This is a genomic window from Marinobacter sp. EN3 (assembly GCF_000475315.1).
Classification (GTDB): domain Bacteria; phylum Pseudomonadota; class Gammaproteobacteria; order Pseudomonadales; family Oleiphilaceae; genus Marinobacter; species Marinobacter nauticus.
Genome location: NZ_AXCC01000052.1, coordinates 212499 through 227794 on the forward strand (window position 1 = coordinate 212499; position 15296 = coordinate 227794).

Genomic DNA, 15296 nt, shown 5'->3' on the forward strand with positions numbered 1-15296 from the left:
TGCCTTCATGAGGCGCCCCTTCGATCATTTTCTTTATTTCGTGACCGGTCACGCTCGATTCGGTCCGCGTCGTCCAACACCAGCCTCACCAGGTACTCGGTTTGATCCGTAAAGCCCCGGGCTTCGGCATTGCTGGCGATCAGCTCTCGCTCACCCCAGGCCAGATTCAGCTCCATGCGCTGCATGCGCAGGTGTTTGTTCCGTTCGCGCTGGGCCTGCTTGCGTTCGGCATCTGTCTTGGCCATGGCTTACAGCTCTCCTTTTCCGGGCCGCCCTGGATGGCAATTGCGCGTAGCAGGCTTTACAGGGCTGCTGTGTCTTACCGTGTTTGGTGTAGAAGAACTCGGCATCATCCGGCCAGAACTCGTCACACTTGGTGCAGCGCCGTTCGGTGCCTAGCTCTGTGGTCTTTGTCATGGGGGGCATAGCTCCCTCCGGTTCGGCTGCTCATCAGTGCCAGGCCACCACGCCTGGCAGACGCCCCGGCTGGGGGCGTTTCGCTCAATGGGTTTTGGGCTTCTGATCCTGGTAATTAGGCCGACGAAGCACTTCCTCATTTGTGACCTCATAGCGTTCCCGGATCCAATCACGCATGGCTTCAACGCCAACAAGCGCTAGTTTCTTCATTCCTTCCCGCTGACTCTCGTCAACCGCGTCACCGTGAAACTCCACTGCAATCGCCAATCCCTCGGGAAGCTGCTGGATCTCAATGGTTGCTCCGTTTACAGCGCCGGTTTCGGGCTTGGCTTTCTTTTCTTTGCTCATGCTTAGATCCTTTTAAAATTGGGCTACCTGGAGCAGACGGAAGGACCGGCCAACCTGGACGATCAGCCAATCGCTTGGCCGATCCTTCCGTTCCCTCGCAAACTTCGCTTCGTAGTAATTCATTGCCGGCACTCCCTACAGGGCCGCCACATCCAGCGAGATCTGGCGATAAGCGCCGTCCTCGCCCTGGCGTTCATAGAACCGCAGGTAGCTCTTGCTGCCGGTCACCTGGATGGAATCCATGATGGCCTGCATGGCTTGCTGCCACTTTTCGTTCTTGATGTTCAGGCTGCGCAGGCCCAGGACCCGGGCGGTGCTGATCTTGCCGGCGCTGTCGGTCTGGAAGGCATGCTCCACAAGCGCCTGAACCTCGGAGCTGCTGCCGGCCGTCCACTCATGGATGCATTGGTCGATCAGTTCCTTCGCCACCTGCAGGCGCTCATCGAACGCCAGGTGATCTGCCACGGCGCGCACAATCCGGTATTGGCCATCGAACGATGAGAGCGTGACGTTGCCTTTCTTGCCGCCGTAGTTGGTGTCGTACTCCCGGGCGGACAGTTCCAGGAACGCCTCCACTTCGGTGGAGATCTGCGCTTTCACGCGGCGCATTTCTTCCTGCAGCGCCATCACCTTGCCGATGACTTCTTGCACCAGGTCATCGCGCAGCCGGTCGATATCCTTGATCTGGTCCACGGGCACCAGGTGGCCCTTGGCGTTGCGGCGGAATTGGTCCGCGTTGTTGGCTTGCATGTTCATAGGGCTCTGCCTCATGTGGTTAGGGGTTTGGTCGGTTTAAGCGAGCGGTTACGGCAGCTCGCAATGCCACGGCGTTTGGGGTGGCGCTTGTGGTGCAGTGGCTCGAACGGCCGCACGTTGTTCCGTGGCAGGCCGTCCAGCTGCTGGGCGATTTCCTCGGCTTGCTCCTGGAGGACCTCTTCACGGATCAGCCGCACGCGCACCTTTGTCTGCGCTGGCGTCAGAGGGAACGGAGCACCCAGCAGGTGCTCATACCGGCCCGGATCCGCCAGGTACTGATCCAGCGTTACTCCGTGCTTGTGCACCAGGTGCGCTGCGTACACGTCGGCGTGGTGCTCCAGATAGGCGGTTGGGTACATGCGGCTCACAGGTCACCTCCAGCTTTCTGATAACGCTTCGCGAACTCCACCGCGACTAGCAGGTTGTTTGCGATATTGGCGGCCTCATCCAGAGAGAGCTCAAGGCACAGAGAAGCTGCTGAATCCTCATCACTGAGCTGATGAATGTTCAAAGAAACAGGCCTCACAGGGTCTGCAGCATCACTGTCAAATCGGGCATCGATTGCCGCCTCGTCAGGGTTTGTGGCGCGGGTTAGATGTGCCATAACTTAATCCTCCTCAATCGAGCTGTTCGGACAGCCGCTGCGGCATGCTCGGTATAGCCGGACGCGTTGCGCGTTTGTGGCAGCGAAAGGTTGGCGCTGACAGTCCAGACACTCACGAACCGAGATCCGGCCAAGCACAGGGCAGTCAACCGACGCACCCATAAGCTCTCCCTCAACGCGCTTGCGAAGATTTGTAAGGTCGCCCGGATACTTCCCCTTGAGCGCCTGGCTGATCATGGCTGCCGACACGCCCAACCGTTTGGCAACGCGGTTTTGGCTGCTGTGACTGCAGGCGGTCTCAAGACTCCGAAGCCAATCACTCATCGTTTGTCTCCTTCGGCCAGACCACAGTGCCGGTGTTGGGGTCGAAGACCTGTTTGATGCGCTGCACCATCGGCGCTTGCGGGCCGGAATAACGGCTGGGAATCATCCGGTACCTGGCCGCTCTTCCAGGTTGGCCGGGCTTCACGCAAGCCAGATAACCGGCCTTGTTCAGGTGGTGAACGTAGTCTTTGGCCTCGTTCTCTTTCACTGGGTGGCTATCAGTGCTGGCCTGCACAGCCAGCTCGCGGAAGTTGAATTCGCCAACAATGCGCATGGTGCGCCACATCTGCTCACGACCCCGGCCCTGGGTAACCGGTTTGCCGTCCTTTGTGACGCGCGGGGCCTCAATGCCGCAGTCGTTTTGGAGAGTCCACCAGAGGGGGACGCTGCGCGGATCCTTCGGCGGTACCGGCGGGTCAATTTGCGCCAGGTAACCGGCGTTGGTCAGGCCATGCACGTATGTGTGCAGCGTTTTCTCATTGATCCGGGTGGCATCCTCCAGATCCGCAAGCCGGAAACGGCGGAGCTTCCGGATAGCTTCCCAGATTACCTGGCGGCCTTCCGGCCGACGGGCGTTGGCGCTGAGGTGTATAGGCTTGCGCGGCATCAGTTACACCCTCCGTTTCGGCGCTTCGCCGCTGTAGATGGGACGGTCTCCCCAGGTGGCCAGGTCCATCTCGTCGGTGCCGTTGCCCAAGGCCTCCTGGCGGATCAGTTCGATGTTCACGCAGATTCGGCGGGCGGCCCCGCGTGAAACGTCAACGACCTTCTCCAAAAGGTCCTCCGCAATCGTCACTTCCCGGCAATAGAGTTTTGCCAGCTGCGTTGCATCGGATAGATCGCACGGCTGCGCCGGTACCCAGCTGAGCATTCGGTTGTGAAAGCGTTCCCACTCGCGAAGCTTGGCGGGCAGCAGCTCCTCGCCGATCAGGAGGATGGCGGCATTGCTGGATTCGTAGATGTCGCGGATCACTTCCACCGCTTTTTTGGTGACGATGTGATCCATCTCGTCAATGATCAGCGGGCGGCCCGACAGCACCAGCTGTTCACTGATCTGGTCGGCCATCTCGTAAAGGGTTTTGGCGGGGGCGATGCCCATCTCGGTAAGAATCGACGACAGCAACGCCTTCTTGGTCCAGGAGCTTTTGCACTCCACGTAATAGGCACGGTGGCGATTGGCACAGTATGCCGCTGCTGTGCTCTTGCCCCAGCCGGAAGGCCCATAAAAGGCCACCAGGCCAGGCAGGTGAGAGGGCCGGTTCATGGCGGTCTGCAGGGCGCCGTTGCACCGGGCCACGTTGGTCAGTGGTGCGGTAGTCAAGTTGACCTGTGGTTCGAATTGCGACATCATTTTCTCCGTTTTTGGGTAGTACCTTCTCGCCTGCGTTGCCGCGCGGGCGGTCTCTTAAAGGCCAGTTCAAGCGCCCTTGATCTGGCCGAAATCCTCGTAAAAATCCTTCATTGCCTTGCACTCCGCGCTCTCCGGGTAAAGCCGGTGGAAGCGCTCGTCTTCCGGAGGCACAGTCGCCCCGGCTTGCAGTTTCTCGTCGATCGTCAGCCAACGACGGAACCGCTGCTCGGGCGTGTCCTGGCGAATAGGAGTTACCGGTGCCACGCGGACTTCCTGCTCAAACTCCGACTTGAACTGCGCCTCCATCTCGCGGTCTTTTTCAGACACCTGGCGCTCGGGTTGGCGGCCGCGGCCAGCAGCCAGGCCGGCTTGCTCCAGTCGGTCGGTTGAGTATTCGGTGGCGCGGAATTGAACGGCCTCGATGTTTTGGCTTTGGGCAATCCGGTGTTCCAGTACCGCCTGGGGAATGTCCTTCTTGATTTCCTTGCCAAAGGCCTTGATTTCCCGGGCCTGCTCGGCCACCAGTTTCTTCTGGCGGCGTTTGATCGCGGCGGCCATTTCCTGTTTGCTGATGCCTTCCACTTCCGGGCACACCGCCCAGCACAGGAACCGCCCATCGGCGTAGACGGCCAGGCGGCCGATATCCTGCTCGTCGTACCGCAGCTCGACCTGCTTGCCTTCCATCAGGCCCATCTCGCCGTTGAGGTCCCGGTAGTAGCGGGTATCGAACTGGATGCCCTTCTTGCCGACAACGCGGGTGCCAGCCACCGGGGCCAGCAGCTCATCGAGGGCGTGAACGTTGGAAATTCGGCGGATCTCGTGCGGGCTTTCGTTCGCCACCTGCCAGGGGGTCTTTCCGTTCAGGCCGGAATGGGGGTTGTGCGCGTACACGTGGTCCGCCCACTGATCGAGCTTCTCCTGCAGCTCAGCCGCTGTCAGTTGAACCTCGATCTCACCGCCCTCCATGACACGCTTGGCAAAGGCTTTGCGGGCCTCGATCTCTTTCTTCTCGGCGACGTTGTGGCCACAGAACCCGGGTAGTAGCTCCAGCAACCCGTGGCTCATGGTTTGGAAAGCACGCTCAATGCTGGCCTTTTCCTCGGAGGCAAAGGGCAGGCACACGTACTGGTTGATTTCCAGATCGCGCAGCAGGCCAGTGAACTCATCCGCCAGGTAGTCTTTACCGTTGTCGGTTTTCACGCCCTCCGGCACGCCCCAGTCCAGGATGCAGCGGCGGGTAAGCTGCTTGACAGCAGCTGCTGTAGAGGTCTTGCTGACGAAGTACTTCGTGCGCTTCGAGTAAAGGTCGATGGCGCCAACCACCGTATGGCGACCGTCGATCAGCCCCCAGTCGCCCGGTGTGGAATCCAGCTCCCAGAGCTGGTTGATGCGCACGATGTGCTCGTCCTGATCGCCAAAGCCGGACATGTACACGTTCTTCCAGCGGTCCGGGTTGGTGATGTAGGTCCACAGCTGCGCGTGCTCTTTTTTCCAGCTCGACATGAACGCCTGGATACGGCGCAGCGACACGATGTTGAGGTCCGGATATTCCGCTTCCAGGAATTCCTTGATGCGCTTGGCCTTGATCTGGGGGTATTTCACCATCGCCCCCAGAACCACCTTGTACAGGCGCTGGTTGGTGAAGATCTTGGACTGCCCTGCGCGGGTGCCGTAGCCATCCGTCAGGGCCCAGATGCCGCCGTTATGCATCTGCCAGTCCCAGCGCCGGATGGAACCTTCACTGAGGCTAGGGCGGCCGGCCCGGTGGTTGATGTGCTCCATGATCCAGGCCGGCGGCGTGATACCCCCCCGGTTTACCTGGTTCGCGAAATCCCCATGGGCCTGGCGCTTGGTCAGGCCGGTTTCGCGCATGTGGTGAGCAGCAGCTCGAACAATCCAGTAGCGGGCCTCCGCCCGCTGGCGCTTCCGGCTTTTCTTCGGCAGGGCGGAGAACTTGGCTCGTCCATCGGCAATGCGCTGGAGCCGCTCCTTCTCGGAGCGCAAGCGCTTGTCTGCCTCGGTTTCAGCCATCTCTTCGGCAGCCTCCTGAGCCTCCCTTGCCTTGCGTTCCTCCAGGGCAACGATCTCAGCCGTCAGCCGGGTGGACTCTTCCGCATTGACCAGCTTTTTCTGCAGGTCTTTCGGCAGATCATCGAACGCGTGGAAGATGGCCTCGCCACCCCGGACAGGCTTCCGCTCGGCCACGGGCCACGGGCGCTCACCTTTCTTCGGGCGCCCGTTGGCGGCCCGCTTGTTGATGGCTCGCCGTGTGAGTCCTGCCAGTTCGGCGATTTCCTGCTGGCTGTAAACCGGCTTCTGACTTCTCATTTACGGGCCTCCAGGTACCGCTTCAGGGCGACTTTCTGCTTTTTCAGGTCAGCCTCCATTTTTTCGATGCGCCCGAACTCGGCCAGCACTGCCTCATCCCCCACCAGAACGGAGCAGCCCCGGTACCGGGCCAGCAGGTTGGTCAGGCAATAGGATCCCGTGGCCTGCTCGAAGGCGGCGGCGTATCGGAACGGGAAGTTGTGGTCGGCCCGGCTTTCTGCGGTGTACGCGTCCAGCATGTACTTGCTGATTTCGCGCCCGGTCAGGCGGCTCATCTCGGCAGCGACGTGGGTGCCGGTCCTGGTCTGCGTGGCGGAGCGCATCGGAAAGCGCTTCGCGCAACGGCAGGTCCAGGTCGAGGTTGCCGGCAGTCGGTGCAGTGGGTGTCGGGATCTGGAAGAGATCCAGGGTTAGAGAGTCGCGGACTTTTTTCATGTCTACGCACCCCCCTCAATGTTTACATTGATGGAACTGCTGCGTGTAGTAGACTTGTTTTGTTGGTTTTCGGATAACTTTCTTGGTCTTTTCGAACCAGGATTATGGGTCGGGGCGCCTCCAACGCCTCTCAGTGGCCTGCGGTCGTCGTATCGGCTTGGCCAGATGGTTTCCGGGGACACTCCAAGCGCTTCGGCAATGATCCGCTCTGCATTCGGGTAGGGCTTATCCAGGGCCTGCCTGACCAGAGTGGGCGCATAGCCGTAGTGAATGGAAAGTTTCCGCATCGTCCAGCCCGCCTTTTCGAGGGCGCACTTGATGTCTGCGGGGTGCCAGTCTTGGGGAAGGCTGGCTTTTTTTGGGTGTATAGGTCTGTTCATAGTTTTATACGGTAAGCCCAATAAATATGGCTGTCAACCACTATAAAATGGTTCCAGCTTTAAACAAATTGGGTTTTTAATCGAAGATAAGCCAAGTTATTGGTTTTTCTCGGATAAAAACAAAGCTGGAACCATAATTTAGTTCCAGCTTTCGGAGGGCTTTTAAGTTGGAACCAAAAAAATTGGGGAAAATGCTGAAGGAGTGGCGCGCCCAGGCGAATTTGGGGCCGGTTAAAGACGCCTGCAAAGTCCTGGGCGTCAGTCATGGCGCACTTGGAATGTATGAGAGAGAGGAGTCGTTGCCAGACGTCGACTTTCTGGCCGTGTTCGCGGAGAAGACCGGCGCCAACTTCTTCAGTCTCCTGGAGGCGCGGCTGCGCAGCGGGAAAACAGAGCAGGCCCGCGACCTTGCTGACCTCATGGCCAGCAAAGGCCTGGACGTTGTAAGGGCTCAGCTACCCCGGGGCACCATGGACCCCGGGCGCTTCATCGCGGAATCGGCGGGCATTGACGGTCTGACGTTCACCAGGGAGTGGCTGGAGCGCAAGGGTGTGCAACCCAAAGACCTGGTGTTTACCAGGGTGCCGGATGACACCATGTCCCCGACTGTCAGAGAAGGAAACCTCGTCGTGATTGATGGCACCAGGGATTCCTTTGCCACCGATGGAATCTACGCCATGATGATTGATGGCGAGATCGCTGTTAGGCGCGTTCAGCGGCACTTCACGGGCGGCATTATTTTCAGGTGCGACAACCAGGCCTACGCAGACCAGCACCTTTCGTCGAAAGAAATCGAGGACTTGTTTATAATGGGGAAGGTGATCTGGGCGGGCGGCGAGATGTGAAAAGCTGCAACTGTCGCAATCCATCCGCCACGGCGTCATTTTTGCGTTAATCCAAGCGTCCGTGGCAGTTTCCTTAAATTGCGCTTTACCTTCCCTTGAAGGCCTTTAATTACGCGGCTGTCCCACCATATCCGCCGTCATCCCACCTCTTCCCATCATTCTCATAGCAAATGGCATGTCACAGTAGGACTGGCAAAAAGAAAGGCTCATCTGGCCTGAATATGGACGGCGGCCCACCTAATCGAGTCCTGAGAGTCTATGGCCCCTGAATTGGCCACTCAGCCCTACCAGCCCCTTGACCGACAGACCACTGAACTGAGCCACAAGCTCCGCGCCTGTAACGATACATATCACTGTATCGTTACATATCATGGGACCACCACGTATCAAACTGTATCGTTACAGTGATACGTATCGATACAGGAACGATTAAACGAAAAAGTGTTCTTGAGCTCATAGTTTAGCCGGCCGTTGGCACTGAAGAGTGCCCGCCTGCTTGCTAGATAGTGCTGACATCATCGGAAATTCCGGGTGGCCTCCGGACTAACGAGAACGAGTCGAACTTAACCGGCAGAACTAAGGAGTGAGGGATTCAGCGATTGGCGACGGCGCACTGGCGACATACCTGGGGCGGAAAACTTTAGTCAACATTGCGATTGAAACCGGGATGCTCGCAGATTGATTGGCGGAAGTACAAACGCAAGCTACGGTCGCAAAGCGAACATGCAGGTTCACTTCGTAAGGCCTCTTTTTCGGGGACGGAGATTCCGTGCCTACTGGAGCGATTCGAACTTCTTCAAACACACCGATCACGCTAACCACTGTTTTGAGTGTATCCTTGTCAGAGCGAATACACGTCTGAAAGCTCTTACCAAACATCCGTCATGGAGGATCCGGTGGACCCCCAGCAAGCTCTCACCATTAAAGACTATTGGGATATTGGAATAGGGGTATCCGGAGTGTTTTTGACACTCATAGCAGTAGCAATCGCGATCTGGATACCCGCCTGGCAGCGCGGAATTGAAATGAAAGAAAAAATGAACTTGCGTAACAGCCAGCACACAGCAATATTCGCCTGGATACGAAATGATTTGGATGGGCTAGAGCGAACCGTAGAAGAGCGAGTAAAGAACGACCCAGATCAATTCGGGGATATCAACATGAGTTTTGACGGCCTCGACCACTTTAGAATTAAAGAGCCAAACACAATAAAGGAACTGAGGAACTCTCCGGGTCTAATGGTGTTATGTCCAAACTCAGTGTTGAAGCTGATCTGGAATCTCGGAGAGTTAGACCTAGACATAGAAACAATGAAATCGAAACCAGAGGAGCTCGAAGAGAGCACATACGCCGATCTTCATGAATATTACGTGAGCATGCATTATGAAAATCTGCTCCTAGACCTAACAGACATCTATCACGCAAGCCATAAACTGGGGCTTGATGTTGGGCAGTCAGAATACCGGGGGAGTGCCAGTTAAAGAAATCCGATCAGTGATCATTTCAAAGTGTTCAGTAGTCTGGTAGCTGATAATCTTTGCTACCGGATCACCCTTGTCAAACGACTAAGAAGGTATTTTGATGTATCGATTCCTGGTTTACCACGATGGCCGCGCTGGCGACGCCATGCAGCAAATGATGTTTCGTTCCGCTCCTCTGCATTGGGCACTTTATGTGTTGGCACACCTTTACGCTTTTGAGTGGATCGACAGGAATGTTGTCTCCTGGTTCCTGGCCCATGGGAACACGGGGGTTGCGGGTGCTCTACGCTGGGTCCTAGACCTACTCACGTGGGGCAATAATTATGATTTAGCCAGTTCCATGAAGATGGCTTCGGTAGTCCTTGTCGTCACGATGCCTTGCTGGGTATTTTTCTGGGGCTTACGAAAGATTATCAGTGAAAGCGCCCAGGAAAATATTCGGGCAGAGGATATTCGCAAAAAGTCCGAACGGAATAGCCAGGCATTGGCGGAGGCACGAAAAATTCCCGAATGGGTGGGAATGGAAAAAGAGCTTGCAAAAGTAGGCGACATAGCGCCGAGCTCGTTTTCCTCGGAAGAACTCGATAAATACTCTGACCACATCCTAAAAAACGAGATTGAAGCCATCGTCCAGAAGTACCCCGACAAGATTAAAGCAAAGCAGTCCACCGACGGAGAGCGTGTATTTATTGGCGCACCGGTTTTAACCCCAGACAAAGACATCCTTTTCTTTCTCGATGACCGAGTATTACGGTATTCCCCTGGAGATGATCGTATAACAGCAGACATACCGATCAATGACGTACCGCTTCAAAAGTTAACCAAATATCTCGGTAGCCCTATGGGTAGGGCTGCCTATATCTACGATGAAAACGAAAGGCGCTACAGGCCAGAATATTTGTATGGCGATGACAAGCGCGAAACTGAGTTATGGTGCTTTGATATCAGGGCTGTGAACAAGCTCCGCCAACATGAGCTTGAGAGCCATTACGGATGCAGTCTGGCAGGTAGCGTTTCCGATGAGGACAAAAATCAAACCATTTATGATGCTGCCAAGTCGGTTAATCTGGCTCGCTTTATGACAGGTTTGGAGTCAGGCTTGGACGATGAGCCGTATCGTGGCTTTAAACCCTACGTAATATACATTCCCATATCGCGGTCACCTAAGCCGAATGACCCGGTAGTCAATATCGACCGTGGTGGAATCCGCTTCGGAGGCCATCGATCTTGGGAGCAGGCCCAGAAAATAATGGATCTGAGTAGCCCAGCACTTCTTTAGCCCGGACTTCTCATTGCTACGCAGCACACAAGTCTCGCTGACTGGGCAGGCGGTATACCACTATGAGCGCGCAGGTGCGGGAATCTACCCCAGAACCAAGCGGCCTACTAGACCCGCGAATTGCTCTCTTTGGGGTAGTTTTCAATTGCCAATACTCGGATTCGGCGAGTGTTGCGAGTGACGACCGCGCCAACCTTGACCAGCTTCAGCTGGCACTGATCCGTTTGAAGGACGTCTTTTTCAAGTGCGCTCGTAATCGTTCGAACAAGGTGTAAGCTAAGCCAGAAAAGATCAGCCGCCATCGGCAGCCCTGAATTTGTGGGTGGACTGATGGCGTTAACGGCTGGACAGCATCTGCTGGCTAGCCGTTTCATTCTGCCGACTGGCAATCATACCGGATGAAATGGTCGTGGTTAGCTTATAGGCCCTGGAGAACAGCCTTACTCGAATGTCCGCTTTTGTTTAAAGGGGCCTAGACGGTGATGGTCAAAGTTAGGGGGTGGTCGCCGAATCAAAATCCTAATCACCTACTGGAGTCCATCCTTAGTGCTACTGCCCAGAGCTCCGAGCAGTAGCAGCTGTAGACTGCAGCCTCTCACATTCATGGATAAACCAACCTCATCTCGACTGACACCCCAACCTGTCTGGACATCCTGTACAAGCGTGTACACCCCCCAAATTGGCCATTTTCCGGCCGTATACTTTTAGATGATCGCCTGACAGGCCAGGCATACCGATTTGTATCAGCGTTGATGCATCGATCAATCACGTTTTGGGGAATGTTATATGTCAAAAGGTCTAACGGAATTAGAAGTGTTCACCGCCGCTGACACTATTGCAGCATCCGGAGAAGTTCCCACCAATCGAGCAGTCAGAGCAAAGCTAGGAACAGGGAGCTTCGCAACGATTCAAAAGCATCTGCAAACATGGAGAAAGAACCGCCGACAGACTGTAGTAACCGACTACCAACTCCCTCCGGCCCTTATTCATTCCTTCGCGGAAGAAATCGATCGCCAGGTAGACGAAGCTACTTCAAGCATCAGAGCTGAGTTGACTGTTACACGCTCAGATATGGATGATCATGTCGACCAGTGCCTTGAATTTGAGGATCAGATTTTAGAGCTGACATCTAGTATCGAGGCTCTCGAACGGGAGCGCGATGAATATAAAACGATGGCCACGGCTCGACTCGATGAGATCAAACGACTCGAAGTCCAGCTGAGCCACACACATGCGGCCTCGGAAGAAACCAGAACCCAACTAGCAACTGCACAGTTGAAATGCGAAAGCCTCAGCGAAAGACTCGCCGCCTTCCAAAAGGAGGCCGAAGCTCATTCTTCAGAAACTAAAACCAAACTACACGAACTCCAACAAACAATGGAGAGCTCGAAAGCCTCCCAGCAAAATGCAGAACGAGAGGCTGCAATTGCTGAGGAAAAATTCAAAGCACAATACGAAAAAGCTATCGATCTGAAATCGCAGCTTGATGATTTACGAGCTCAACTACTAGAGTCGAGAAAGGAGATTCAAGATCTTCGCAGCGAACTTAAAGAAACCTATCAAAACCACGCGCAAGATTCCGATAAGTTGAGAGAGCAGATCGCACTTGAACGAGAACGCAATGCGGAACTGGAACGGGATGCGCTCGTTGCTCAAATCTCACCGGCAGGGCCGCGAGCGCCAAAACTAATACCTAATTTAGCGGAAGAAGTATCCGCAGACGCCAATACTCGACAGTAATCAACGACCACAACCATTGCGCTTTGGTTCCAGCACAGAATTGAGACGAAGCCAATGGCTGAGTCGATAACTGAGCGACTAGGCTCCGCCTAGTCGTGAAGGGAGGCCTAAGGCCGGAAGCAAGGGCCGTAGGCCCGCCACGCGATACCACTCAAGACCCGGCGACAATCATTTCCATTTCACTCAGCCACCTACCTGAAGCCGTGCTCCGATCTAAAAGAAGCAGTTAAAGACTGTGGCACCGATCACTTGGTTCAATCGATGAATATAAAAGTTATCCACAGGTGTGGTCCACCCTGGTCCACCCTGGTCCTCACTGGTCCTCACTGGCCCTTACTGGTCCTCACTGGCCCTTACTAGCCCTGGCTGGGCCCCATCGTCTCGACTGGCCCAAGCTCTGCCAGTGCAGAGTTGTGGCTCCCCGATCCTATGACAAACTAAAAGCCAAGTTTCAGAAACATCACCAACAATCATGCTGAACAACGCCCTGGGCATTCCCAATGCGAAATGCTTACGATTAAATTTGGTTTCAAAGGTTAAGTGGATTAGGATTGTTCTGCGCAATCTGTGTGGCTCATAGCGGCCTTACCAACCGCTCTGGCAAAGCGGCTATCTCACCAGCGAGATAGCCCCCTCCACCACATCGGTCCCACCAGAGCATCCGCCCATCAAACTATTCCATCACCTGCCACACGTTTGTTTTAGAAAGATTACTGGCTCGGTCTCCGCAGACCACATTTGCCCCAATTTTGTTGAGTGAAGCTCTGCTATTAGAGTGGGTCGATCAGAGAACTCCCATTGTTATCAGGACTAGACCGGTTAACGTCTGTTGAGACCGGCCAGTAAGCCAGGCTATCCCCTGAGGTCCTCCTTATTTTCCCCCTCAGTTCATCAGCCGTTTGGGCGGGGTCGAGCCACTGACTCAAGGAGCCTGGATGGACAAGCGTTGGCTGTCGGTCGTGTATGTGATGAATCTTCTTCGTTGCTGGCTCAGTGATGATTGCCACCCGAAGGGAAGTACCCTCCCCTGTTGGCGTATAGATGCCAGCAAAGAATAGGGCTTCACCTCTTTCAAGATCTGAGCACGTGATGTAGTAGGGTTGTTTCTGGCCATTCTCCAATCGCTTCCATTCATACCAGCCGTTGGCCGGAATCACGCAGCGTTGGTGGTTGAAAGCTTCTTGGAAGTAGCGGGACGTTTTGATTGATTCGATGCGAGCATTGATAGGCGCTGGCGCCTTCTTATCGGCCCAGGAAGGTCGAAATCCCCACCAGGCATAGTCAAAACGAGGCTCCCCAGATGGAGTCTGTCGAATGCTCGCAATCTGGGTACCTGGAGCAATGTTGTAACGGGCCACCATATTCCCGGTAGCCATTTGGTAATCCCAATATCGCCTGGCAATGAGATTTAGGGGTGTATGAAACACAAAACGTCCGCACATATTGAGTCTTTGCCCGCCTGATATCCTACCGGCAGCCTTCTAGAAACCTTGTCGCCCACGCCTTTTCATCGGGTGTGGGGGATAGCTCATATTTTTTCACAACCCGCACAAATCTTGCCACATATCCACACTGGCCTGACGGCGGCAACCATTCATCTGGCCCGCGATGTTGTTTGCTGCTTAGTGGAATAGAAAAAATATCCTAAAAAGCATCAAAAACCTATGCCAGAAATCGAAATCTGTTTTTTTTTGAGCATACATGCATATATAGTGGAATTACGAACATACTATTTTACCAATTGGAAATTGCGTGCTGAACAGCGTCTGCATAGAGGCAAATATCAAAGTAGACAACACGGGGACGAAGATAAGTCTTCCGGTGATCGTCACCCAAGATGGTTTGCTGAAAAGTTATTTGGATTATTTGATCGTTCATCGATACAAATCTCGGAGCTGGAAAGACAGGAGCGCGTTTGCGGTTCGACTCCTCATCGATTACACGAATCAGAATAAAGACTGCTTTGAAACTCCTCACCAACTGTTTCAGGAGTTTTCAAACAGCCTCTACACCGGAACGATTGGCGAGGGCGGTAGCGATCCGAGTTGGCTGCGGTGGAAACCACGCGAGGATAAGGACGCGAACTTTCTAATCAGCCTGATAACACAATACACAGACTGGCTCTCTGAGCAGTATGAAGAGAAAAAGCTTCAGATAAACCCAACGGTGAAACCTACTCGTTACGAGGAGTGGATGGGCCTCGCAGCCTTCTACCAAAAGAAACGGCGGGCTTTTCTTTCCCACCTTTGGGCTAACAAACCAGCCCCTGCTTATTTCCGGAAGGTTATGCCCAGGAGGGTGTCGCGTTCTAACGGCAATGAGGGTAAGAAAAGCTTTCCTCCTGGACGAATTGACGACCTCTTGTGGAATGGCCTTACGCGATATGGCTTTGAAATGAGCGACGTAGTTCATGAGCGCCTGGACCTGAAGAATGTGCTCATTACCATGCTGATGCATTACGGCGGACTCAGGCTCAGCGAGTGCTTTCACCTTTGGGTAGAAGATGTCGTGCCGTGGGAGGACGGAACCGCACTGGTCAAAATTTTTCATCCCGATAAAGGGCGGCCCCGTCCAAACGGCCCCAGCAGGCGCGAAGAGTTGCTCAACAAGTATGGGATGCAACCGCGATTTGAATATTCGAAATCCCATACGCTGCATGCAGGTTGGAAAGCGCCCAAAGAGGACAATGAAAGTCGCCACTTTCTTCAGGTTTGGTGGTTTCCAAGAAGTGCTGGTGAAACCTTTAACGACCTTTGGCGGCTTTACCTGACCTACCAGCGATACCCCGATGGCGGTAAACATCCGTTTGCATTCACGACGCAATCAGGCGCTCCGCACTCAATCAAAGGCTATAACCAATCGCTTAAAAGAGCCGTTGAAAGAATTGGTTTACCGTTTTCAAAAGAAGCGGGAACGACAGCACACGCCCACCGACACTCGTATGGGCAAGCTCTGGCTGATGCAAACGCTGATTCTCTGATCATTAAATGCGTATTCCGGCGAACGTG

17 protein-coding genes, 1 other RNA gene and 1 pseudogene are annotated in these 15296 nt (G+C 54.8%); 5 read left to right on the plus strand and 14 right to left on the minus strand.

The annotated features are described in order from the left end of the window. Window positions 1-5 precede the first annotated feature (5 nt). From Q675_RS38140 to Q675_RS38660, 12 genes are all read right to left on the minus strand, one after another. Window positions 6-245, minus strand: coding sequence for a hypothetical protein (locus tag Q675_RS38140; RefSeq protein ID WP_023011813.1), 240 nt, complete (start codon window positions 243-245; stop codon window positions 6-8). Window positions 246-437: 192 nt separating this feature from the next. Continuing rightward, an RNA gene (locus tag Q675_RS37970) (hammerhead ribozyme type II) lies at window positions 438-503 on the minus strand. Then, window positions 502-765: a hypothetical protein gene (locus Q675_RS33645; protein WP_023011814.1), complete on the minus strand. Its 264-nt coding sequence runs from the start codon at window positions 763-765 to the stop codon at window positions 502-504. The genes Q675_RS37970 and Q675_RS33645 overlap by 2 nt, the downstream gene beginning before the upstream one ends. A 135-nt stretch (window positions 766-900) precedes the next feature. Then, a complete protein-coding gene (locus tag Q675_RS33650; RefSeq protein WP_264673086.1) occupies window positions 901-1515 on the minus strand; it encodes a DUF3164 family protein in 615 nt (204 codons plus the stop codon). Between the two features lie 17 nt (window positions 1516-1532). After that, a complete protein-coding gene (locus Q675_RS33655) occupies window positions 1533-1889 on the minus strand; it encodes a hypothetical protein (protein WP_023011817.1) in 357 nt (118 codons plus the stop codon). Continuing rightward, on the minus strand, window positions 1886-2125 hold the full coding sequence (locus tag Q675_RS33660; RefSeq protein WP_023011818.1) for a hypothetical protein: 240 nt from the start codon (window positions 2123-2125) through the stop codon (window positions 1886-1888). Before Q675_RS33660 ends, Q675_RS33655 begins: the two co-directional genes overlap by 4 nt. 3 nt (window positions 2126-2128) lie before the next feature. Then, on the minus strand, window positions 2129-2449 hold the full coding sequence (locus tag Q675_RS33665) for a transcriptional regulator (RefSeq protein ID WP_023011819.1): 321 nt from the start codon (window positions 2447-2449) through the stop codon (window positions 2129-2131). Then, the gene (locus tag Q675_RS33670; RefSeq protein ID WP_023011820.1) at window positions 2442-3056 is read right to left on the minus strand and encodes a hypothetical protein; all 615 of its coding nucleotides are present in this window, start codon (window positions 3054-3056) and stop codon (window positions 2442-2444) included. Before Q675_RS33670 ends, Q675_RS33665 begins: the two co-directional genes overlap by 8 nt. Before the next feature lie 3 nt (window positions 3057-3059). Then, window positions 3060-3770, minus strand: coding sequence for an AAA family ATPase (locus Q675_RS33675; protein ID WP_200861847.1), 711 nt, complete (start codon window positions 3768-3770; stop codon window positions 3060-3062). Window positions 3771-3866: 96 nt separating this feature from the next. Then, window positions 3867-6128: a Mu transposase C-terminal domain-containing protein gene (locus Q675_RS33680; protein WP_023011822.1), complete on the minus strand. Its 2262-nt coding sequence runs from the start codon at window positions 6126-6128 to the stop codon at window positions 3867-3869. Continuing rightward, complete coding sequence (locus tag Q675_RS33685; RefSeq protein WP_023011823.1) at window positions 6125-6451, minus strand: hypothetical protein; 327 nt, start codon at window positions 6449-6451, stop codon at window positions 6125-6127. The genes Q675_RS33680 and Q675_RS33685 overlap by 4 nt, the downstream gene beginning before the upstream one ends. Before the next feature lie 114 nt (window positions 6452-6565). Then, complete coding sequence (locus tag Q675_RS38660; protein ID WP_152525374.1) at window positions 6566-6943, minus strand: helix-turn-helix domain-containing protein; 378 nt, start codon at window positions 6941-6943, stop codon at window positions 6566-6568. Window positions 6944-7110: 167 nt separating this feature from the next. Here Q675_RS38660 and Q675_RS33690 point away from each other — a divergent pair, with 167 nt between their 5' ends. The 3 genes from Q675_RS33690 to Q675_RS33700 all read left to right on the plus strand — a co-directional run bounded on the left by Q675_RS33690 (window position 7111) and on the right by Q675_RS33700 (window position 10548). Beyond that, window positions 7111-7788 (plus strand): helix-turn-helix transcriptional regulator, encoded by a 678-nt coding sequence (locus Q675_RS33690; RefSeq protein ID WP_152525375.1) that lies wholly within the window; start codon window positions 7111-7113, stop codon window positions 7786-7788. A gap of 896 nt (window positions 7789-8684) precedes the next feature. Further along, on the plus strand, window positions 8685-9269 hold the full coding sequence (locus Q675_RS33695; protein ID WP_023011825.1) for a hypothetical protein: 585 nt from the start codon (window positions 8685-8687) through the stop codon (window positions 9267-9269). A gap of 100 nt (window positions 9270-9369) precedes the next feature. Further along, a complete protein-coding gene (locus Q675_RS33700) occupies window positions 9370-10548 on the plus strand; it encodes a hypothetical protein (RefSeq protein ID WP_023011826.1) in 1179 nt (392 codons plus the stop codon). Window positions 10549-10632: 84 nt separating this feature from the next. On the opposite strand, the pseudogene Q675_RS38470 reads toward Q675_RS33700, so the two are convergent. Continuing rightward, a pseudogene (locus Q675_RS38470) lies at window positions 10633-10852 on the minus strand (transposase); the annotation flags it as partial. A 482-nt stretch (window positions 10853-11334) separates the two neighbouring features. Here Q675_RS38470 and Q675_RS33710 point away from each other — a divergent pair. After that, window positions 11335-12288 carry a DNA-binding protein gene (locus tag Q675_RS33710; RefSeq protein ID WP_081698879.1) on the plus strand — a complete coding sequence of 318 codons (954 nt, stop codon included), beginning with the start codon at window positions 11335-11337 and terminating at the stop codon, window positions 12286-12288. Between the two features lie 770 nt (window positions 12289-13058). On the opposite strand, the gene Q675_RS33715 is transcribed toward Q675_RS33710, so the two are convergent. Beyond that, a complete protein-coding gene (locus Q675_RS33715; protein WP_031211662.1) occupies window positions 13059-13730 on the minus strand; it encodes an SOS response-associated peptidase in 672 nt (223 codons plus the stop codon). Window positions 13731-14040: 310 nt separating this feature from the next. Between Q675_RS33715 and gmtY the strand changes: the two genes are divergently transcribed. Further along, the coding region (gene gmtY, locus Q675_RS33720; protein WP_023011830.1) for a gamma-mobile-trio recombinase GmtY at window positions 14041-15296 on the plus strand (1256 nt) is incomplete at its 3' end.